Consider the following 20,344-nt stretch of genomic DNA (forward strand, 5'->3'; position numbering starts at 1 on the left):
AAGGGTTATTTATGCAGGCCAACGAGCACTTTTTCGCGCGACGGCATGGGTGCGAAAGACTCGTTGAAGAGGGAGTGAATGCGGTAAAAAACGCGGTGAAACGAGGAATGATCTAGGGTAAGCATCGCAATATGTTAATCCTGTAATGAGTCAGACGGCAGGCCATCCAAAAATTCATCAACAGGTCAGTAACCTATGCGTGCGGCAACCGGTGAAGGCGGACACGCCTCTCATCACCGAAGCCGGCACGGCATCACCCCATCCTCACTGCAACGCCCGATTTCTATGGGCGCCGGCAATCATCGATGGGGCCGTTCTCTTACCTGAACCTATGTAAAACATGGCGTGTTAAAGCAGAGTCGCCGGGCAGCCGCTGTTATGCGCGGCAATCATCAGCAATCAGCGCCAAAACACGCCGCCAAGCTTATGAAAGCAAGGGGGGCTTGTAAAGCCCTTCCCCAACGCCGGAAACGTCAGGACTTTCTCAGCAACAGCGCCCACAGCGCCAGCACGGCAAAGGCGATGTATATCGCCATAAAAAGGACAATGGCGGCGAACAAAGCGCTCACTACCCCTATTTTATCCGCCAGCCAACCTGCGGCCGGCGGCATGATATTGAACAAATAGACGATAAAGTAAAACTTCGATACCGCGTTCCACCCTGGCGCCGCTAGCGAGAGCTTATTGACCAGGATGGCACCGCCCACAAAAACCGCGCCGTACGAGAAGCCGGACAGCACCAGACTCACCGCCGCGCTGGCCACAGAACCGCTCTCGAGCGCCATGGTCATCATCACCATGGAGAAAACCTGCGTAATCAGCCCCAGCACCAAAGAAAACTCAGGCTTCAGAAAACGCGGGATCGTGAACTGCACCACGCCGGCCACCAGTAAATAACCGGTGGCGATATAGCCAAAGCCCGCGGGTGACTGGAGCCCGAAGACCTGGATCGCGGCCGTCGGCCCCAACGACAGGATCAGCGCGGCGTATGACCAGGAGATAAACACGCACAGCGCAAGCAGATAGAACAGCGGTTGGCTAAAACCGGCGCCCTTTTCTGCCGTTTTCGTGTCCGCAACGCCGAGGGTAGGCAATCCTTTCTTCGGCCAAAGCAGGACGATGGCGATCGCAGAGAGGAAAACCAACGCGGCGATGGTCACCGCCGGCGAAGTGAGCGGGTAAAACGCCAGCTGGGCGTAAACGCTGCTGATCACCGGGCCCAGCGCCAGGCCGGTCACCAAAGCCAGGCTGCCCAACAGCGCGGCGCGTTTGGCGCTGTCGCCGCGGCTGACGTTAATCAACAAGATGTTGATGATGGCCGTGGTCGTACCGGCCCCTAAACCGGAAATAAACCTGAACAGGCACAGCGCCTGCAAAGAACGAGCAAAGGAAAAGCACAGCGTAGGCACCACCACCACCATCAGCGACACCACCACCAGCAGCCGGGCATTTTTATCGGTGATGGTGAGCCTGCGTGATAAAAACAAAGCCAGCAATACGCCAAACCCGTAGGAGGAGAAAATGAAGGTCAGGTCGATATTACTCAGGCCAAGGGTTTCTTGATAGAGGGGATATAACGGCGTAGGAGAGCCGCTGTTCAACAAGATAAAAAATAAAGCGATCGTCAACGCCGCCAATAGGCTCACCTGGCTACGGTTTGTCTGGTCAGAAGTCATTATGCCACCATCATGGAAAATACCGATCGTAGCACCCGACCGGATCGCGAACTTTCGCGTTCGCACTTTTTTTCTTATCGTTCGGACAGGACGGCGAGATAGCCTGTACACCGGCTGGCGCCTCACCCATAATGCGTTCACCTCGCCGCACTGCCGGGATCATGCATAACCCTGGCGCAATAGCGACTATGCTCAACAGTAAACGCATCAGACAAGCAGGTAATAATGGATCCGTTATCCGATATTGTTTCCAGGCTAAAAATCAGCAGCCAGAAAATTGTGACGTTTGACATGAGCGCCAATACCAAAGCGCTGTTTCCCGACTATTCCGGGATGAAAATTTATATCGCCAAGCGCGGATCTTTTTTCATTAAACTGGCGGGCGACGCCAACAGTTACCCGATTGAACAAGGCGATGTGCTGATCTTATCCAGCGGGCGCGAATTCAGCATTTTTGATAGCCCTAACGCGCCGGCCATCGATATAACAAAAGTTCACGTGATGAAAGACCGCTCTTCCTGCTTCAGCAACGGCGGGTGCGATTTTTCCTTTGTGGGTTGCCGCTTCGTCTTTCAGATCAACGATACCTTCCGCTTTATCACCAGCCTGCCCGAACCCATCGTGATCAAAACGCAGCGGGAGGAGAACGCCGGCATCAAGGATTTCCTGAGCCGTCTCTCGTCGGAGATAGAAAATCCCGGCCCGGGCAGTGAGCTCATCACCGAGCATCTGCTGCAGATCATTTTGACGCAGGCGCTGCGCATGCTGCTCTCTTCCGGCGCGCTCGGCCGCGGCGAGGGCTGGTTTTACGCGATGGCGGACAAACATATTGGCCTCGCGCTGACCCGCATACACGACCAGCCGGGCAGGAAATGGCGCCTGGACGAGCTCGCCGGCGTGGCCGGCATGTCGCGCACCGCCTTCACCACCCGCTTCAGAAAGCTGGCCGGCTACAGCGTCAACGAATACATTCGCATCTGGCGTTTTAGCCTGGCCATTGAGCGAATGGTCGCCAATAAAGAAAAAATATCCCAGATCGCCTTTGACCTGGGATATGAATCGGAAAGCGCCTTCAGCACCGCGTTCAAAAAAAGCATGGGCGCGTCGCCAAGGAGTTATATCGGCAGCCATATTTCCTGAAGCGGCCAACGGCGGCTCGTCCCTGTGCCGGTCTTGTCCTTATTTTGCAAACCAGGCCGCGGGCAGATCCGTCTGCAGCGTGATGGTTTTTATTTGCGTGTAGGCATTGAGCGTTTCTTTGCAGAACTCGCGGCCGATCCCGCTGTTCTTGTAACCGCCGAACGCGGTGCCATCGGTAATGTTTGAGTAGCGGTTGATCCACACGGACCCGGCCTCCAGCCGGTCTGCGGTCGCCAGGGCGTTTTTCAGGCTGCGGGTGTAAATCCCCGACGCCAGCCCATATTCGCTGTCGTTAGCCTGGGCGATCATCTCGTCGTAGTCTGACCATTTGATCAGCGTCAGCACCGGCCCGAAAATTTCTTCCTGGCAAATGCGCATGCCATTTTCCGCAGCAAAAATCGTCGGCTCAATGAAGTAGCCGTGCTCGCAGCCGGCGACGGCGCGGCGTTTGCCGCCGGTCAGCAGGGTAGCGCCCTCCTCGAGGCCGGTCCGAATATAAGCCAGCACCCGCTCGCCCTGCTTCTCAGAAACCAGGCAGCTGACCCGGGATTGCTCGGCCAGCGGGGAACCGACGCGCACCCGTTCGAAAGCCGTCACCAGTTTGGCGCTGAAACGGTCGTAAATGTCCGCGTGAACGAACAGCCGGGTGCCCGCCAGGCAGGACTGGCCGTTATTGTGGATGGCGGCAAAGGTCACATTGTCCACCACCGCGTCCAGGTCTTCGATGTCCGGGAACACAATATTGGGGCTCTTCCCGCCCAGCTCCAGCGTGACGGGCACCAGCCGCTCCGCGGCGGCCTTGGCCACCCGCTTGCCCACCTCCGTGCTGCCGGTGAACGAAAGCTTGCGCACCTTGCGGTTGCCGGTCAGCGCCGCCCCCGCCACGCTCCCGAGCCCGGTAATGATGTTGACGACGCCGGCAGGGAAAATATTGGCGATCATCTTGCCCAGCTCCAGCGTGGAGAGCGAGGCGTTTTCATCGGCCTTCAGCACCACCGTGTTGCCGGTCACCAGCGCCGGTGCCAGCTTGAACGCCGCCATGATCGCCGGCGCATTCCAGGGAATAATTTGCCCGCAGACGCCGAGCGGCTCGCGTTTCGCCAGGCTGTAGCCGTCCGCGATGCTTCTGCCGCTGTCTTCGTGCCCCATGACAACCGCGGCGAAATAGCGATAGTGTCTGACCGCCGTTTGATAATCGCGGCGCACTTCGCTGATACAGCGGCCCACATCCCGCGCGTCGATTTGCGCCATTCTTTCCAGATCGCTTTCCAGCACATCTGCCAGCTGCGTCACCAGGCGGGCGCGGGCCTGCTGCCCGAATGCCTTCCAGGCGGGGAAAGCCGCTTCCGCCGCCAACACGGCGCGCTCGACGTCCCGTTCGTTGCAGTAGTGCAAATCCGCCAGGCGCTCCCCGGTCGAGGGGGAAATAACGGGATGAATGTCCGTGCCATCCAGCTCGAATACGCCGTTAATCAGTGGCCCGTAGGCTTTATCTAATGTCATTTCTGTTCCATTCTTCGCTAAATTAATGCAAACCGCCGCCGACGATCAGGCTCTCGCCGGTCACCCAACCCGCCTCGTCCGAGGCGAGATAGGCCACGGCCGGGGCGATATCCTCCGGTGTGCCGATGCGCCCCAGCGGGGTGATGGATTCAATGTGCGTTTTGAAATCGGTATCGAAAAAGCCGCTGTCATGTACGCCTTCCGTGATGACCAAGCCAGGATTGACCGCATTGACCCGGATCTTGCGCCCGCCAAGCTCGTTGGCCAGCGTCTTGGTGATCGAGTCCACCGCGGCTTTGGAAGCGGTATAAACCAGCGAATTGGCCGGCGTAAACGAGGTCACGCTGGAGCTGATATTGACAATGCTGCCGCCCGATTCAGGCATGGCGGCGACCGCCGCCTTGCAGCAATAAATCAGCCCTTTGACATTTAAATTGAAGTGCCTTTCATATTCCGCGTCGCTGAAGGCTTCCAGGCTATTGGTGGCATAAACCCCGGCGTTATTGACCAGCACGTCCAGGCGACCATACTGCTCGACAATGTTTTGCATCAGGCCGTTGACTTCGGCCTCAATGCCGACATTGGCCTGCAGCGGAAAAGCGACGCCGCCCTGCTCATTGATCTCTTTAACCAACCGGTTGGCATCTTCACGCCCGCGGGAATAGTTAATGAAAACCACGGCGCCTTCCGCCGCCAGGCGTTTAGCAATGGCTGCGCCAATTCCCTTTGAACTGCCCGTCACCAGGGCAACTTTATTTTCAAAGCGTTTCATTAGTCATTCTCCTCAGTGTTTGTGAAACTCGGGAGAAGATTACGGTAAATGCTCGCCGTGCAGCATAGCGGGGCGAACATAAAACCTTATCGATCGAACAACCTTGCCCAAAAGCGAATTTAATTTTTTAGCATAACCGCGCGGCCAAAATGGCGCAGGCTAATAACAGAATGATGCCACCGAAGCATTTATTGATATAAATCCCGATGGCCGGACGCCGTTTTATCCTCAGCGCAATCCTTCCCGCCAGAAATACCAGGGGAACTTCAATCAGAAACATGATGACGATGAGCTCAATGCCTAATATCAGCATCTGCATTCCCGGCCTGCCCGCCTCCACCCGAATAAACTGCGGAATAAACGCCAGCATGAAAATAATGGCCTTGGGGTTAAGCAGATTGGTCAGGAATCCTTGCGAATAGAGCCTTTTGCGGCTTTTGCACTCGCCGTGGTTTTCCAGGCCAATCGCATTTGCCTGGGTAAAAATGCCCAACCCGACCCACATGATGTACAGCGCGCCGCCGATGACGAAAAGCTGATACAGCAGCGGCGAAGAGGCGATCAGTGCCGTGACGCCGGCAATCGCAAAACAGACGTGGCATATCACCCCGGTGACCGCCCCCAATACGGTAATCAGCCCCGCTTTCGTTCCCTGACTGACGGCGTTGGACAGTGCGCACAGCATATCAGCGCCGGGAATAAGCGTTAAGACGGCGGCCGAAAGGGCAAATAAACCCAGCGTGGATAATTCGATGACCATGATTTTCTCGCGTCGTAAATAGGCGCATTGTCGGCCCCCGTAAGTCGGCGAGATAGAACGATATTGCTCACAGGCAGCGATCGCGATAGCCGCGCGGCGTCACGCCGTAACTCGACTTGAACGCCCTGCCCAGATGCGACTGATCGGCGAACCCGCAGACGACGGCGATTTCCGCGATGTCGCCGCCCCGGGATAGCAAGGCCTTCGCCTGCTGCAACCTAAGCTGCCGCTGATAGCGGCTCGGCGACAAGCCGAATGTTGCCGAGAACTGGCGGCAAAGGTGAAACCTGGACAGACCGGCGGCCTGCGCCAGCCTCTCCAGACGCACTTCCCGCGCCGGGTTATCGTGCAGATACTCTTTCGCCCTGCGCAAGCCCGGCGCGATGCCGGCGTCTGCCAATGGCGCGCGCCGCGGGGAACACACCGCCAGCAGATCCGCCACACAGTGGCTCCAGGCCACCTCCCGGTCGAAACGGCTGGATTGCGCCGCGGTTAATACCGTCGCGGCCTCACACAACCGGTTGGCGAAAGGCGCATGGTCGATATGCTTCCCCTTCACTGCCGGCGGCAGGGGCATCTCCATGTTTTCCGCCGCGTCCAGCAGCATCTCGTGGCTGGGGTAAAACATGAAATAATGGCATCCCTCTTCTCCCAGCACCGTCCCGGCATGCATCTGCCCCGGCGCGATGAGGCTGACTTGCCCACGGCTGACGATACCGTCGGCATCGCCTTTGGCGCTGTTGTTATTGGCGCCGCGCAGGACAACGCCAATCGACCAGGTATCATGCCAATGCACGTCAAACCGATGGTCTGAAAAGTCCGCGACGAGCAGTTCAAGCCCGCCCAATGCGTCAAAACGATGCATAAATGCCGAATTGCCCATCCTCTTTTACCCGATTGCCGGTTATCCACAGCGGCCAAAATAACACACAACGTACCGTGTGAAAGCTCTGCGCTCTGCACGGAAGCGGCTTTCTGAACGTCGGCAAAAAGGGGCCGGCAGGCCCCTTCGCATTGTTCATTTGCCTTCTGGCCTTGCTCTCATGCCGATTAATGTGGATTCATCGCGCCATAGTTCAACGGCTGCCAGTCGTAACCTTTCCCTTGTTTATTGATGTAGCCAAGGCCCGGGAAAGACAAATGCGCCCCTGCGACCAGCGCCCTTTGCTGCGCGAGGTCATCGAACAGCCGCTTGCGCTGCGCAACGGCGGCGGGAACGTCGATGTCATAGGCGATGGCGACATTCGGATCGGTAAACTGCACGGAGGCGACGTGGATCATATCCCCCAGAATCACCATCTTTTTCCCTTTGCTTTCGACGGCGAACACGCTGTGCCCTGGCGTGTGCCCACGCGTATCGATAGCCGAAATGCCCGGGGTGAGCGCCTGATTCCCTGCAAACGTTTTGAGTTTCCCCGCCGTGACGTAAGGCTGCAATGAGGCGATGGCGGCATCGAAGAAACGTTTATCTTTCTCTTCCGCCTGCCGTTTTTTCTCTTCGCTCAGCCAAAAGGCGACTTCGTCTTTTTCCACCCAGACGGTGGCGTTCGGGAAGGCGAGACGCTTGTCCGCCATCAACCCGCCCACATGGTCGGGATGCAGGTGCGTTAAATAAATCTCATCCACCTGCTCCGCCTGATAGCCGGAAGCGTTCAGGTTTTTCATCATTTTGCCCAGCGTTTCGCCATGCAGCGCACCGGTCCCGGCATCGACCAAAACCAGCTTGCTTCCGGTATTGATCAGGTAGGCGTTCACCGAGGTCGGCAACGGCAGCGACAGGTTGTTGGCCGCCATCGCCTTTTCAAGCTGCTGCGGCCGGGTATTGATCAAAATTTTATCGGCGGGCATCGGGCTGATGCCGTCAGACAGGGCCGTCACTTCCACATCACCCAGCATGATCCGGTAGAACCCGGGATTGTCTATTGTAGAAAAAGGCGCCGCGGCCATTGCAGCGGCAGAAAAAGCGGCGAAAAAGGCGCCAATAAGCAGATTGCGACGCATAGAAAACCTCATAACGATAAGAAAATACGGCTAAAAGCCCTGGGAATGCCCCTGGCGATTTAAAACTCCTGCACGGTCGGCCTGATGACAATCTCACTCACGTCCACGTCCGAAGGCTGCTCGATCGCATAGGCGATGGCGCGCGCGATGGCATCGGCGGAAATTGCCTGGCTCTGGTAGAGTTCGCCAACGGCCTGCAAACTTTCCGCGTGCGAACTGCCCTGTTTCAGTTCGGTGTCGATCAGGCCGGGGGCGATCGTCGTGGTTCTGATCTTGCCGCCGACTTCGTGGCGCAAACCTTCGGCGATCGCGCTGACCGCGAATTTCGTGCCGCTATAGACCGTGCCGCCGGGGCTGAACACCTTCTTGCCGGCAATGGAGGAAATGGTGATGTAATGACCGAATTGCTGCTTTTCGAACAGCGGCAAGGTTGCCGCGATGCCGTACAGTACGCCTTTCACATTGATATCGATCATCCGTTCCCATTCATCGACCTTCACGGCACTCAGCGGTGCGATCGCCATCAGCCCCGCGTTATTGACCAAGACATCAATCTTGCCAAACTGCCTGACGGCCTGGGCGATCATCGCTTCGACCTCCTGGCGCTTCGTCACATCCACCTGCAGCGCCAACGCGGTGCCGCCGTCGCCAACGATTTGCCGAACCAGCGCATCAAGACGATCTTTCCTGCGCGCTGCCACCACCACCGTCGCCCCCTGCGCGGCCAAATGTATTGCGGTCGCCTCGCCCAGCCCGCTGCTGGCGCCGGTAATCACCACCACTTTGCCTGAAATGCGGTTCATCTCTCGTTCCTCTTGTTAGGGTCAGTGCGAATACTTTATCCGCCGTTTCCGGCCAGTAAATGGAAGTGTTATGCTTTGAGAATTCCATTTTTTGGAACAAAGAGGTCAACATGCAAAACAGACAAGAAGCCTTGCGCATTTTCTGCGCCGCCGCCGAGGAGATGAACTTTAAACACACGGCGACCAGGCTCGGCATTTCCCCGCAAAAAGTCACCCGAGCCATCAAAGAGCTCGAGTCGGTGCTCGGTGAGCAGCTGTTCCACCGCAATACCCGCAGCGTGAAAATCACGGATTTCGGCCTCGGCTTTCTTGAGCAGGCCAAAACGGCGATGGATCAGTTGAACAGGCTGTTTCAGCCGCAGGGGAAAGCGGCGGAAGATCTCGGTGGCGTGGTGCGCATTACGGCGCCGCATACCTATGGCAGCGAGGTCGTCATGCCGATACTGGCGGAATTCGCGCGCCAGTATCCTGCGATTACGATCGAGTTCCACCTGTCGAATATCCACAGCGATCTGGTCGAAGAAAGAATTGATATCGGCATTCGCATCGGCTTTCTGCACGACCAAACCTGTATCGTTCGCCAGCCCAGAACCATGCCTTTCCATCTGGTTGCCTCGCCGACGCTGCTCGATCGCCTGCCACCGCCGGAGCAGATAGACCAACTCGCCCATCTGCCGATTGTCGCGCTGGTGAACCGCAAAACCGGGCGCTACTGGCCCTGGGAGTTTAGCCAAAAACGCTATTTCTACCCGAAGTCCGCCGCCTTCGTCACCGATACGCCCGATATAGAGCGTAAAGCGGTGCTCGCCGGTTTAGGCTTTGGCCAACTGGCCGGGTATTTGGTTGAAAAACATCTCGCCACGGGTGAGCTGGTGGCCGTTCTGCCGGGCGACGCCCCGCCGCCCTGGCCAGTCAACCTCTATCATACGCATCAGCATGCCTGCCCGGCGCGCGTGCGCGTGGTCTTTGACTATCTTTTCAATCAATTAAGCCAAGGCGATTAACCGCGGCTCATCTACAGGCCCCGAACAGCTTAAATAATCATTTTGCAGGCGAAATAGATCAGCACGGCGGCCATGGTTATATTCACCGCTTTAAAGTGCTTCAGATAAGCTTTTTTGAGAAACGCCCCTACGACCGCCCAGGTCAGCGTGCCCAAACACGCTATCAACGCTGTGACCAGGCATGCCCCTAAAATGAACAACAGGCCGCTACCGACCGGAATGATAAAAGCGGAAATGGCCGTTATGGTGAACAGTATGATTTTTACATTGATAACCTGAAGAACAAAACCGCTAAGGAAACCATAACCACTTTCGCGTTGTTCCTCGTCAAAACGGCTGCTGGTGGCAATTTTATACGCAAGCCAGACCAGATAAATAAATCCCAGCCCTCTTAAAATAACGACAGCCGCCGGAAAGGTGAGCAATATCCAGGAGGTCAATGCGCCCGTGACCAACATGGTCACGCCCATTCCGGCGCCTATTCCCAATAAAAAGGGGGCGCTGCGCCTAAGGCCGAGCGCCATGACCGATGCCAATGCAACGATATTGTTGGGGCCGGGCGTGAAGGCAGTTGCAAAAGTGTATGAAACCAAATCAATCATATTCCCTGTCATACCTGCCTCTTTGCGTTCGGTTATTTTCTTTATCGCACGTGCATAAATGCGCACAACGTTCATGATGAGAAAAACAGAAAGCGAGAGGGAGAGATAGAATGAAATTGCGCCTTCACACGCGACATCGATCGTTCTATGCAGAAGGAAGAAGCTGATTTGCCTTGCTTTATAAAAAAGGCGGCGATATCCGCGATATCGCCGCCTTTATCCTGCGGGCCGCCGTGGCGGCCGCAGTGCGCTACTGCTTGCGCTGCTCCGCCACCTGCTTGGCGGTGACGTTGCCCTGCTTATCGCCGAAGTGGCCGACCACGAAGTTGGCAACCGCCGCTATTTCCTCGTCGGAATAGGCGCTGCCGAACGCTGGCATCATTTCATGCCGATCGCCGATGCTGATGCTCGTCCCCTTCAGGATGGCCTGCACCACGCTGCGCCCCTGCGGATCGTTCACCGCCGTGCTGCCCACCAGCGACGCATACTCGCTCTGGCGGCCCGGCCCGTTCCACTGGTGGCAGCCGCTGCAGTCGTTGGCGAACACCTGCCGCCCGAGCGAACTGTCTTGCCCGCCCGGCAGGATCGGCGTTGAGGCCCCCGCGCCCTTCGGCTGCAGGTTCACCGCCGCCGCGCCGTCGCCGGCGATCGGTTCGATATCGCGCAGGTATTTCACCAGCGCCAGATTGTCTTCCGGCGTCAGGAACTGCAGGCTGTTTTCCACCGCTTCCGCCATCGGGCCGGCGGCGCTGCTGCGCCCCGGCGCATGGCCGGTGGCCAGATACTGCGACAGCTGCTGGTCGCTCCAGCCGCCGATGCCGGTCTGCTTATCCGGCGTGATGTTGGCGGCGAACCAGCCCTGCACCACTTCACCGCTCAGGTGCTTGCTCTGGTTGAGGCCGAACCCCAGATTGCGCGGCGTGTGGCACTCGCCGCAGTGGCCCAGCGCCGTCGCCAGATAGGCGCCGCGGTTCCACTGCTCGTCCTTGTTGAGATCCGGCGCAAAGCGTTGCTCATGGAAGAACGCCAGATTCCAGAATTTCATGCCCCAACGCTGATTGAACGGGAACGACAGATCGTTTTGCGGGTTGGCCTGCTTCACCGGCGGCAGGCTGAACAGATAATCCTTGATCGCCAGCACGTCGTCGCGGCTCAGTTCGGTGTACGAGGTGTACGGCATCGCCGGATACAGGTTGCCCTGCGGGCCAATGCCCTCACGCACCGCGCGCACGAACTGATCGTCGCTCCAGTTGCCGATGCCGGTCTCCTTGTCGGCGGTGATGTTGGTGCCGTAAATGGTGCCGAACGGCAATTTGAAGGCGAAGCCGCCCGCATAAGGTGCGCCGCCCGGCGCAGTGTGGCACGCCACGCAGTCGGCGGCGCGTGCCAGGTACTCGCCGCGCGCCAGTTTATCGGTGATGCCGGCCGGCGCCCCGGCGATCGGCGCCGCAGGCTCCGCGCCGGTGGGCCGCAGCAGCGTGTACAGCGCGTATCCTCCCGCCAACACCACCACGACGATAATCAGCCATAACAGCCCTTTCAAGGCGTTGCTCATCGCATCTCTCCCTAACCCAACGCCTTGGCGGCCTGGTGGATGGCGGCGCGAATGCGCACATAGGTGGCGCAGCGGCAGACGTTGCCGCCCATCGCCGCGTCGATGTCCGCATCGCTCGGATCCTTGCTTTGCGCCAGCAGCGCGCTGGCGCTCATGATCTGGCCGGACTGGCAGTAGCCGCACTGCACCACGTCCAGATCAAGCCAGGCTTCCTGCACCGCCTTGCCTTCCGGCGTGGCGCCCACGGCTTCGATGGTGGTGATTTTTTTGCCGACGGCGGCGGAGACCGGCGTCATGCACGAGCGCACCGGCACACCATCCAGATGCACGGTACAAGCGCCGCACATGGCGATGCCGCAGCCGAACTTGGTGCCTGTCAGGCCGGCTTCGTCACGTAAGAACCACAGCAGCGGCATGTGCGGATCGCCCTCGAAGGTCAGCGGCTGCTCGTTTACGGTTAGTTGAATCATCAGGTTCTCTCCTTGTCAGACGCCGGGTTCGCGGTAGGATTATGCAGCGGCAGGCTCAGCGAGGTGCGCGGCCGCCCGAGCAGCGCCAGCGCGTTGCCGACCGCCGGGGCGATGGTCGGCACCCCCAGCTCGCCCACGCCGGTCGGTTTCTCGCTCGAAGGCACGATGATCACCTCGATCTCCGGCATCTCATCGATGCGCAGCGGGCGGAAGTTATTGAAATTGGACTGTTCGACCACGCCGTCTTTCAGCGTGATATTGCCGTACAGCGCCATACTCAGGCCATAACCGATGCCGCCCTCGATCTGCGCGCGGATCACGTCGGGATTCACCGCCACGCCGCAGTCCACCGCGCACCATACCTTGTGCACTTTCGGGATGCCGCCTTCGCCGATCGAGACCTCGGCCACCTGCGCCACATAGGTATCGAAGGCCTTGGCGACGCCCACGCCGCGCGCGCGTTCGTCCACCACTTTCGCGCCCTGCCAGTCAGCGGCTTTCGCTACCGCGCGCAGCACGCCCGCCGCGCGCGGCGCATCGCCCATCAGCGCCAGCCGCCCTTCGACCGGATCCTGCCCGGTTTCCTGCAGCAACTGGTCGATAAAGCTCTCCACCGCGTGGCCGGTGTGGGTGCTGGCCACCGACCGCAGCGAGGTGGTCGGCACCTTACCCGGCACGATATGCGCATCGCAGCGGAAGGCTTCGAAGGTGTATGACACCTCGCTGGCGCCCTCGACCATCATCTGATCGAGGCCGTTGACCACCAGCGCATCCATCGCGCTGTGGCGCGTCCAGGAGTGGCCGACCACGGTATCGGTCCAGCCCACCACCTTGCCGCCGCGGATGGCGCCGCGCAGGCGGTGCAGGATCATCGGGCGATACCAGCCGTTGCGGATGTCGTCCTCGCGCGTCCATACCACCTTCACGCCGTGGCCGGGGCCGATCCCCTTGGCGGCCGCCGCCATGTCGGCCGCCAGATCCGGCCCCAGCGTCGGGTTGCCTAAATCGATGCGCCGGCCGAAGCTGCCGCCCGCCAGAATGGTTTCAATCTGCACCTTGTCCGGCGGCAACTCGAACAGATCGCACAGCTGCTTGTGATCGAGCGTCTGGATTTGGCAGCCATAGCGCGCCTTGACGCTCCCGCCGTCCCAGAACAAATAGCCGTCCAGCGGCTCCATCGGCGCGTGCGCGACGTACGGGAAGGTATATTCGGCCTCGATCACCTTATCGGCCTTGTCGAACACTTCGTCCGGCTTACCGAGACTCTTCGCCACCACGCCGGTTTTCTGCGCCACCTGGCGGAATTCGGCGTAGATCTCCTCGGTGTTGCGCCGTTCGGCCTGCGCGTCATCCCACGTCACCTTCAGCCGCTCCCGCCCTTGGATCGCCGCCCAGGTGTTTTTGGCGTAAACCGCCACGCCGGTGGCGATTTGCTTCACCGCCACCACCCCCGGCACCGCCAGCGCCCGTTCGGCGTCGAAGGTCGCCACCTTGCCGCCGAAGCGCGGCGGCTTCTTGATGGTGACGGTCAACATGTCCGGTTCGTGGATATCCTGCGAGAACTGCGCGCTGCCGTTGGTTTTCGCCAATGAATCGACGCGGTGCAGGCCGCGCGTTTTGCCGATCAGGGTGAAATTGGCCGGATCCTTCAGCGTCAGGCTGGCGGGATCGGGCGGCGGCAGCGTGGCGGCCAGCGCGGCGAATTCGCCGAAGCCCGCCTCGCGCCCGCTGGCGGCATGGCGGATCTTGCCCGCCTGCACGGTAATTTCCTGCGCCGAGGTTTTCCAACTCTGCGCGGCGGCCTGTACCAGCAGCGCGCGCGCCATGGCGCCCATGCGCCGCATCTGCTCATAGGCATTGGCCACCGAGCTGGAACCGCCGGTGCCCTGGAATCCGAAGGTCAGGTTTTTGTAGATATTGGTGTCCACCGGCGCGGCGACGACCCGTACCTGCGCCCAGTCGGCATCGAGCTCTTCGGCGACCAGCGTCGCCATGCCGGTATAGACCCCCTGGCCCACTTCGGTGTGTTTACTGATCACGGTGACGACGCCGTCGGCGCCGATCTGAACGAAGGCGTTGGCGTCAAACGCCGCCGCGCCGGAGGCGGCCGGGGCAGCCGAACGCGCCAGTGCGCCGGTGGACGGCAGATAGGCGCCGATCACCAACGCCCCGGCGCCGACGATAAACCGCCGCCGCGAAAGCGGAACTTGGGATATGCTCATTGCTCATGACTCCAAAAAAGCCGAAGGCGTCACTGCCTTCGGCGAAACAAATCTTGTTATGGGAATGGCTTGTCGCGCCCGTCAGGTGATATAGCGCAACAGAGCAATAATTAGCGTAGCCTATTATCCAGCAGGCCTAATCTTGATAAGGGATTTTTCGTTGAGGAATCGTGCGGTGCGGGCGAGAACCCGCACCGGGGTCAGCTCTGCGTCGTCGCCAGATAGGAGAAGACGCTGAGCAGGCGGATTTGCGCCGCCATGTTGTCGCTGTCGAAGGCCACGGTCAGCGCGTCCTGGCGCTCCACGCCGGGCACCAGGCTGAACAGATCCGCCAGCACCGGTTTGGCCGCCATCAGCGTCAGCCGGTAAGGCGGCATGAAGCGGCGTTCCACCGGCAGTTTCGCGCCCTGGCGCACCTGCTGCATCGCCCGCTCGCGGATCTCGGCGCGCGCCCGCTGCGGGCTGAGCGATTCGGCGGCGGTTTGCGAGATAGCGCGCTTCACGCAAACATAGCCAGACTGCGGATAACGTTCAGCAATCCAGCGTTGCAGCTCGTCGTCACCGCTCACCAGCCACAGCGGCACGTTCAACTCGGCCGCCGCCGCCGCATACAGATCGCTTTCGCCCACCGCTTCGCCGTTCAGGCTGACGCGGTAAAAGGCCCGGCCGTTGATGGTGTGCGCCAGCACGCCATGTTCGCCGGCGGCGCTGTGGTAGCCGATAAACATCAGGCCGTCGTAGCGTTGATGCTGCAGCCCTTCCACCATCGACAGCCCGCGCGGCTTGCCCTGCACCAGCCGCGCGCGCCCATCGATGCGATCGGCGCGCAGGTTCTGCATCATGGCGTGGCTGTCGGCCACCGTGACCTCGGAGGCCCCGCCGGCGAAAGCGCCGTCGATGGCGGCGTTCACCTCCTGCTCCATCAGCTCGCGCGCCGCCGCATAGTCGGCATGGGCCGGGTTGCACTGCTCCGGCCGCATCACGCCGGCAATACCTTCGATATCCGCAGAGATAAAGACTTTCACATCACACTCCCGTTATTTAAGTTGCCGCCAGCCGATCGAGCAGCGGGCCCAGCGCCGTGCGCGTATGCTGCTGGAAACCACTGACGCCTTCGGCGCTCAGCAACGCATCCAGCACCGCGTATTCGGTGGCGTCCGCGGCCGCTGCAAACAGCGGCTCCAGCCGTTCGTCCGGCAGCGTGGCCCCCAGCAACCGGGTGGAGAACGCCAGCGCGATATCGCCGGAGCCGTGTCCCCAATGGCTACCCACCCGCCCCAGGCCCGCGCCCGCTCGGCGGGCGATGCGGTTCAGCTGGCGACTGTCCAGCGCCCGATCGCAGGCGATGATGATAATGACCGAGCCGGCGTCCACCTGCGGCGGCGGATCCGCCAACAGCTTGCCCAGCGCCGGGCCAACGCGCACGCCGCTCAGCGTCAGCGAGTCGAGGGTGCCGAAGTTGGCCAGCACCAGCACGCCGAGCATGGTGCCTAATCCCGGGCAATAGCGCGAGGCGGTGCCGATGCCGCCCTTCAGGCCGAAGCTGCTCATGCCGCGCCCGGCGCCGACGCTGCCGCGCGCAAAGCGGGTGGAATGGTTATCCAGCGCGCTGAAGACGTGCTCCTCACGCACCGCCATCGCCTGAATATCGTTGAGGTAGCCGTCGTTGCACTCCAGCACCAGCGGGTTGATGGTGGCGCTGCCGCGGCCGATCTGCGGGTAGCGCAGGCAGCTGCGCCGCACCATGGCGTTGAACAGCGTGCCGACGGCGAAGGTGTTGCTCAGCAGAATGGGCGTCTGCAACTCCCCCAGCTCATTCAATTGCACCAATCCCAGCGGCTTGGCGAAGCCGTTGAGCACCGCGCTGCCGCACGGCAGCGGCTGGTTGAACAGATCGCCCGGCGGCACGATGGCGGTGACGCCGGTCTGGCATTCGCCATCGGTCAGGGTGTGATGCCCGACGCTGACGCCCGGCACGTCGCACAGGCTGTCGGTCGGCCCGGCCGGATAGCGCGCGCCCGGCAGGCGGCGATGGCGCCGCCAATAGCTCAGCAGATTGTCGAGGCTTTGTTGTTCAAACGCCTGGCTGTCTGTCATGGTTCCCTCATCTGCCGTTAGCCCATCAGAAAACCAGAATATCGCGCAATGTAAGCGCCCAGTAAATTGAAAACCGGAGCGGACAGCGAAAATAGCCTTGCCTCATCGCCGTTCAGACCAACTCGCAGGGCATCGAAGACGCCCTGCTGCGTTATCAGGATGCGGGTGAAAGATCTGGTGCTGAATGCGCAAACGCTGCGACGTGACGCACGGCAAAGACATGGCCCCCAAACGGGTATCTCGCCGGCATATGGGAGACCATTTTAGGCATCCCGCAGGCCTGAGCCTTATTGGGTTTTTAGGGGGCAAAACAGGGTAAACGGCCGGTGCCGCGGGTGATATCTCCCCTTATCCAAAATGTATTACCCGATCTGCCGACGCAATGGTCGTTTCACGGTGGGCAATGATCACCTTCGTGATATTGAGTCTCTTGATGGCCTGATTCACCTCAGCTTCGCTCTCCTTATCCAGTGCGCTGGTGGCCTCATCCAGGAACAAAATCGCCGGCTTCTTGTAAATCGCCCGGGCAATGAACAGGCGTTGCTTCTGCCCGCCTGACAATCCTTCCCCCAACTCGCCGATCGGGGTTTCATACCCCATCGGCATACGCATGAGCACGTCGTGCAGATAGCAGGCACGGGCGCAGGTTTCCATCCAGGCGTCGTCCACCTCGTCCACGAACCCGCAGATATTTTCCCGGATCGAGCCGGAGAACAGCTTGTCGTCCTGCATCACACAGGCGATCATCTTGTGGTAGTTGTTGATGCCAAGCTGCCGGATATCGACGCCGTTCACCTCAACCCGCCCTGAGTCCGGGGGAAATAACCCGCACAGCACCTTCATCAATGTGGTCTTGCCGGCGCCGGACGGCCCCACGATGGCCACGCTCTCGCCCGGCGCAACATTGATGTCCAAGGCAGCGAAGACCGTCGGTGACTGGCTGTCGTAACGATAGCTCAGGGCATGGGTCGTCAATCCCAAAGGTTGCAGGCCCGCCGCGTAGGGAAGGTCTGGTTTACGGTTTTCTCGTGGGTGCAAGGCGATATCGGCAATGCGCTCGTTATGCAAGCTCATCATGCGCAGCTGCAGCAAAAATTCCGTCAGCGACCCGATGCATTCGGAGAACTGCCCGCGAAAGGCGCCGAAGGCCACGAACATGCCGAGGGTCATCTGGTTATCGATCACCAGACTGGCTCCCAGCCAAAGAATCACGACCTGATCGCAGGCGGCAATGAAGGTGTTGATCCCGCCAAACAGCATGTCCATGCGGGTGACCCGGATACCGGTATTGATGGTGTCGATTTCAAGGTTGAGCCAATGGGCAATGCGACGTTCCGCCATGCCCTGCATCTTGACGGTGGCGATACCGTACAGCGTCTCCATAAAATACGAGCCGGCACGGGCCTCCCTGACCAGCGCTTCTTCGGACAGTTGGCGATAATAGCCGTAGGTCAGCAGCCGCATCAACACGTAGAGCGCGGTGAATGCAATCACCACCCAGGTCAACCAGCCGCCATACAGCACCATCATCACCAGCACGCCGATCACCATGATGCCGTCCATGATGGCGCCGACAATGCTCGTGGTGAAGGTGCTGCGCAGCGTATCCAGCGAGCCGAAGCGTGACTGAATGTCACCCAGTTTGCGTCGTTCAAAGTAGCCCAGCGGCAGGCGCAACAGGTGGGTAAACAGACCGGATTGCCACTGCACGTTGATGAGCGTCGACATGACCAGTCCGGCCCAGGCGCGCACCATGCCGACAGCTGCCCGTAACAGGATGAACAGCATCAGACCAACGCAGATGAGCGTCAGTAACCCGCGATCCCCGGCGGGAATAGCATGATCCATCACCAGTTGCGTGCCGATGGGCATCACCAGGTTGATGGTTTCGAATACCAGAGACAGGCAAAAGATTTTGCCGAGCGCCCCCTTAAGACCGTGTACGCTGCCAATCAGCGTGCGCAGGTGAATACGGTGGCGGACGCTGTCGGCGGTGAAGGCGCTGCCGGGCCAGGCCTCAAGCGCCACGCCGGTGAAACTGTGCGACAGTTCCGTCAGGCTGACGGCCCGGCGCCCGCGCGCCGGATCATGCAGCACCGCGCGGTGACCTTTGATACTGACCAGCACCACGAAATGGTTGAACTCCCAGTGCAAAATACAGGGGAGTTTCAGCGCGCTGAGCTCGTCAATATCAAGTGATAGAGGGCGAGTGGCCAGCCCCAGCTGTTCGGCTATACCGGTTAACCCGGTCAGCGTGGCGCCGCGGGTCGACAGGCTGAACTGCCGGCGCAGCGCGATCAGGTCGACGTTTTTACCGTAGTAACCGCAGATCATCGCCAGGCAGGCCAGCCCGCATTCTGACGACTCGGTCTGGTGCACCATCGGAACCCGGTGGCGCAGCCGCAGGTCCAGCTGGCTGATCCGCTGTTTGAATGTGGGCTTACTCATTGACCGGCCCCGTCGCGCTGTGTTTCATGTCGTAGAACGGTGACAACATCCACTGGTAAATCTTCCTTTCTTCCAGAAACAGGGGGCTTTGCGCTTTCATGCCGTTTTCCAGGCTCAGACGTTTACCGTCATAGGCAATGGATTGTTTTTCCGGAATGACGATCACCTTGTAGTACGGCACGGCGGCGGTCAGCGCCGTTTTGGGCGCCCCCTGGTAGGTCAGCATTTCCTGCGGTGAGGCCGGGGCTTTGGAGATGACGACTACCGTACCGGCAAACTGCCCGAATTTCTCCGCCGGAAAGGCGTCATAACGCACATTGACTTGGTCACCGGCGGCAATGTAAGGGATGGCGTCGTTGGGCACCCATAGCACCAGGGCGTAGCGATCGATATTGTGGGGGAGCACTTGCAGCAGACTGTCACCGACGTTGACCATCTGGCCAACCGTGACGCTCAGCGAATCGATGCGGCCATCGGCCAGCGCGCGAACGATGATCGCCCCGCCGGCATCAATGTTGAGCCGCTCCTTCTGCAGCTCGTGGCGCTGCAGCTCCATCTGGTAAATCTGGTTGTCGAAGTTGGCGGCCTGGATATGGATCTGGCTTTCCAGCGCGGTGATCTGCAGCGCATTCTGTTCGTTCTGTCCGGACAGGCCCAGCAGGTTGTTCTGCTGCTGGTAATACAACGCCACCTGGTTGGTGAGCTGATCCTTAGTGATCAATCCCTTGGTTTGATAGTGCCGGTAATTCTCCATATTTTCCTTCATGATGCGTATCCCTTCCTGGGCGCGTTTGAGGATGTCGGTTGAACGGGTGAACGCGGCGATATATTGCGCCTTTTGTTTTTCCAGCATGATAAGCGTGGCCTGCTTGCTGCTTTCCAGTCGGCTGATGATTTGCGCAATGCGCGCCAGCTGGCCATCAATATCCCGTTGCTGGTTATCGCTGACTACACCGCTGCGGGTGTTTTTGCTGACGTCAATCTGGTAAATGGGCGCTCCGACGGCGATCACCTGCCCTTCGGTGACGAATTGTTTGACCACCACCCCTTGGACGGCGGAATAGACGTTGGCGGCCCGGGGATAGGTGCTGATCTCGCCGGTCACGTTGACCCGCCGGGTATAGGTGCCGGCGATGGCGAAGGTGAGAAAAGCAATGAGAAAAAACAGGCAGAGCCCTGCCGTAAGCCAAAAAGGAATGCCGGGTAGCAGGAGGGCCCGACCACGCCATTTCATTTTCTGATTATCGATCGCTTCCTGGCGAAACATGATCAGCGTCCCTTAGTGATATCT

Annotated in this window: 17 protein-coding genes; 2 read left to right on the forward strand and 15 right to left on the reverse strand. The window is 59.8% G+C overall.

The window, feature by feature from the left end:
- Positions 1 to 473: 473 nt before the first annotated feature.
- A complete protein-coding gene (locus tag ACUTSC_RS03170; RefSeq protein WP_197773275.1) occupies positions 474 to 1,676 on the reverse strand; it encodes an MFS transporter in 1,203 nt (400 codons plus the stop codon).
- A 225-nt stretch (positions 1,677 to 1,901) separates the two neighbouring features.
- On the opposite strand from ACUTSC_RS03170, the gene ACUTSC_RS03175 reads away from it, so the two are divergent.
- Positions 1,902 to 2,816, forward strand: coding sequence for an AraC family transcriptional regulator (locus tag ACUTSC_RS03175; RefSeq protein WP_039566244.1), 915 nt, complete (start codon positions 1,902 to 1,904; stop codon positions 2,814 to 2,816).
- A gap of 39 nt (positions 2,817 to 2,855) precedes the next feature.
- Here the strand turns inward: ACUTSC_RS03175 and ACUTSC_RS03180 are convergent, their stop codons facing one another.
- The 6 genes from ACUTSC_RS03180 to ACUTSC_RS03205 all read right to left on the reverse strand — a co-directional run bounded on the left by ACUTSC_RS03180 (position 2,856) and on the right by ACUTSC_RS03205 (position 8,655).
- Complete coding sequence (locus ACUTSC_RS03180) at positions 2,856 to 4,319, reverse strand: aldehyde dehydrogenase family protein (protein WP_197767814.1); 1,464 nt, start codon at positions 4,317 to 4,319, stop codon at positions 2,856 to 2,858.
- A 22-nt stretch (positions 4,320 to 4,341) separates the two neighbouring features.
- A complete protein-coding gene (locus ACUTSC_RS03185) occupies positions 4,342 to 5,091 on the reverse strand; it encodes an SDR family NAD(P)-dependent oxidoreductase (RefSeq protein ID WP_033634470.1) in 750 nt (249 codons plus the stop codon).
- 127 nt (positions 5,092 to 5,218) lie between these two features.
- The gene (locus tag ACUTSC_RS03190; protein ID WP_443003371.1) at positions 5,219 to 5,851 is read right to left on the reverse strand and encodes a LysE family translocator; all 633 of its coding nucleotides are present in this window, start codon (positions 5,849 to 5,851) and stop codon (positions 5,219 to 5,221) included.
- A 67-nt stretch (positions 5,852 to 5,918) separates the two neighbouring features.
- The gene (locus ACUTSC_RS03195; RefSeq protein WP_039566251.1) at positions 5,919 to 6,734 is read right to left on the reverse strand and encodes an AraC family transcriptional regulator; all 816 of its coding nucleotides are present in this window, start codon (positions 6,732 to 6,734) and stop codon (positions 5,919 to 5,921) included.
- Between the two features lie 167 nt (positions 6,735 to 6,901).
- The gene (locus tag ACUTSC_RS03200) at positions 6,902 to 7,747 is read right to left on the reverse strand and encodes an MBL fold metallo-hydrolase (protein ID WP_443003373.1); all 846 of its coding nucleotides are present in this window, start codon (positions 7,745 to 7,747) and stop codon (positions 6,902 to 6,904) included.
- Positions 7,748 to 7,911: 164 nt separating this feature from the next.
- On the reverse strand, positions 7,912 to 8,655 hold the full coding sequence (locus tag ACUTSC_RS03205; protein WP_060428129.1) for an SDR family oxidoreductase: 744 nt from the start codon (positions 8,653 to 8,655) through the stop codon (positions 7,912 to 7,914).
- A gap of 110 nt (positions 8,656 to 8,765) precedes the next feature.
- Between ACUTSC_RS03205 and ACUTSC_RS03210 the strand changes: the two genes are divergently transcribed.
- A complete protein-coding gene (locus ACUTSC_RS03210; RefSeq protein ID WP_445653067.1) occupies positions 8,766 to 9,659 on the forward strand; it encodes a LysR family transcriptional regulator in 894 nt (297 codons plus the stop codon).
- 29 nt (positions 9,660 to 9,688) lie between these two features.
- Here ACUTSC_RS03210 and ACUTSC_RS03215 read toward each other — a convergent pair whose 3' ends face one another.
- The 8 genes from ACUTSC_RS03215 to ACUTSC_RS03250 form a co-directional block, all read right to left on the reverse strand.
- Positions 9,689 to 10,273 (reverse strand): LysE family transporter, encoded by a 585-nt coding sequence (locus ACUTSC_RS03215; RefSeq protein WP_197767811.1) that lies wholly within the window; start codon positions 10,271 to 10,273, stop codon positions 9,689 to 9,691.
- A 238-nt stretch (positions 10,274 to 10,511) separates the two neighbouring features.
- A complete protein-coding gene (locus ACUTSC_RS03220; protein ID WP_445653068.1) occupies positions 10,512 to 11,816 on the reverse strand; it encodes a c-type cytochrome in 1,305 nt (434 codons plus the stop codon).
- 11 nt (positions 11,817 to 11,827) lie between these two features.
- Positions 11,828 to 12,286: a (2Fe-2S)-binding protein gene (locus ACUTSC_RS03225; protein WP_038880659.1), complete on the reverse strand. Its 459-nt coding sequence runs from the start codon at positions 12,284 to 12,286 to the stop codon at positions 11,828 to 11,830.
- Positions 12,286 to 14,508 (reverse strand): molybdopterin cofactor-binding domain-containing protein, encoded by a 2,223-nt coding sequence (locus tag ACUTSC_RS03230; protein WP_445653069.1) that lies wholly within the window; start codon positions 14,506 to 14,508, stop codon positions 12,286 to 12,288. Before ACUTSC_RS03230 ends, ACUTSC_RS03225 begins: the two co-directional genes overlap by 1 nt.
- Positions 14,509 to 14,708: 200 nt before the next feature.
- Positions 14,709 to 15,533: a M55 family metallopeptidase gene (locus ACUTSC_RS03235; protein WP_197767809.1), complete on the reverse strand. Its 825-nt coding sequence runs from the start codon at positions 15,531 to 15,533 to the stop codon at positions 14,709 to 14,711.
- Positions 15,534 to 15,549: 16 nt separating this feature from the next.
- Positions 15,550 to 16,605, reverse strand: a complete 1,056-nt coding sequence (locus ACUTSC_RS03240) for a P1 family peptidase (RefSeq protein ID WP_197767808.1) — start codon at positions 16,603 to 16,605, stop codon at positions 15,550 to 15,552.
- 348 nt (positions 16,606 to 16,953) lie between these two features.
- The gene (locus ACUTSC_RS03245; RefSeq protein ID WP_197767807.1) at positions 16,954 to 19,053 is read right to left on the reverse strand and encodes an ABC transporter transmembrane domain-containing protein; all 2,100 of its coding nucleotides are present in this window, start codon (positions 19,051 to 19,053) and stop codon (positions 16,954 to 16,956) included.
- The gene (locus ACUTSC_RS03250) at positions 19,046 to 20,320 is read right to left on the reverse strand and encodes an HlyD family secretion protein (protein ID WP_445653070.1); all 1,275 of its coding nucleotides are present in this window, start codon (positions 20,318 to 20,320) and stop codon (positions 19,046 to 19,048) included. The genes ACUTSC_RS03245 and ACUTSC_RS03250 overlap by 8 nt, the downstream gene beginning before the upstream one ends.
- Between the last annotated feature and the right edge of the window lie 24 nt (positions 20,321 to 20,344).

This window comes from Serratia sp. TSA_105.2 (assembly GCF_052692115.1).

What these genes read in the sequence shown, in the direction of transcription:
- ACUTSC_RS03180 (WP_197767814.1), bottom strand. Translation starts at nt 4,319, where the DNA reads ATGACATTAGATAAAGCCTACGGGCCACTGATTAACGGCGTATTCGAG.
- ACUTSC_RS03205 (WP_060428129.1), bottom strand. Translation starts at nt 8,655, where the DNA reads ATGAACCGCATTTCAGGCAAAGTGGTGGTGATTACCGGCGCCAGCAGC.
- ACUTSC_RS03250 (WP_445653070.1), bottom strand. Translation starts at nt 20,320, where the DNA reads ATGTTTCGCCAGGAAGCGATCGATAATCAGAAAATGAAATGGCGTGGT.
- ACUTSC_RS03190 (WP_443003371.1), bottom strand. Translation starts at nt 5,851, where the DNA reads ATGGTCATCGAATTATCCACGCTGGGTTTATTTGCCCTTTCGGCCGCC.
- ACUTSC_RS03185 (WP_033634470.1), bottom strand. Translation starts at nt 5,091, where the DNA reads ATGAAACGCTTTGAAAATAAAGTTGCCCTGGTGACGGGCAGTTCAAAG.
- ACUTSC_RS03210 (WP_445653067.1), top strand. Translation starts at nt 8,766, where the DNA reads ATGCAAAACAGACAAGAAGCCTTGCGCATTTTCTGCGCCGCCGCCGAG.
- ACUTSC_RS03170 (WP_197773275.1), bottom strand. Translation starts at nt 1,676, where the DNA reads ATGACTTCTGACCAGACAAACCGTAGCCAGGTGAGCCTATTGGCGGCG.
- ACUTSC_RS03200 (WP_443003373.1), bottom strand. Translation starts at nt 7,747, where the DNA reads ATGCTGGGTGATGTGGAAGTGACGGCCCTGTCTGACGGCATCAGCCCG.
- ACUTSC_RS03245 (WP_197767807.1), bottom strand. Translation starts at nt 19,053, where the DNA reads ATGAGTAAGCCCACATTCAAACAGCGGATCAGCCAGCTGGACCTGCGG.
- ACUTSC_RS03240 (WP_197767808.1), bottom strand. Translation starts at nt 16,605, where the DNA reads ATGACAGACAGCCAGGCGTTTGAACAACAAAGCCTCGACAATCTGCTG.
- ACUTSC_RS03195 (WP_039566251.1), bottom strand. Translation starts at nt 6,734, where the DNA reads ATGGGCAATTCGGCATTTATGCATCGTTTTGACGCATTGGGCGGGCTT.
- ACUTSC_RS03215 (WP_197767811.1), bottom strand. Translation starts at nt 10,273, where the DNA reads ATGACAGGGAATATGATTGATTTGGTTTCATACACTTTTGCAACTGCC.
- ACUTSC_RS03225 (WP_038880659.1), bottom strand. Translation starts at nt 12,286, where the DNA reads ATGATTCAACTAACCGTAAACGAGCAGCCGCTGACCTTCGAGGGCGAT.
- ACUTSC_RS03230 (WP_445653069.1), bottom strand. Translation starts at nt 14,508, where the DNA reads ATGAGCATATCCCAAGTTCCGCTTTCGCGGCGGCGGTTTATCGTCGGC.
- ACUTSC_RS03175 (WP_039566244.1), top strand. Translation starts at nt 1,902, where the DNA reads ATGGATCCGTTATCCGATATTGTTTCCAGGCTAAAAATCAGCAGCCAG.
- ACUTSC_RS03220 (WP_445653068.1), bottom strand. Translation starts at nt 11,816, where the DNA reads ATGAGCAACGCCTTGAAAGGGCTGTTATGGCTGATTATCGTCGTGGTG.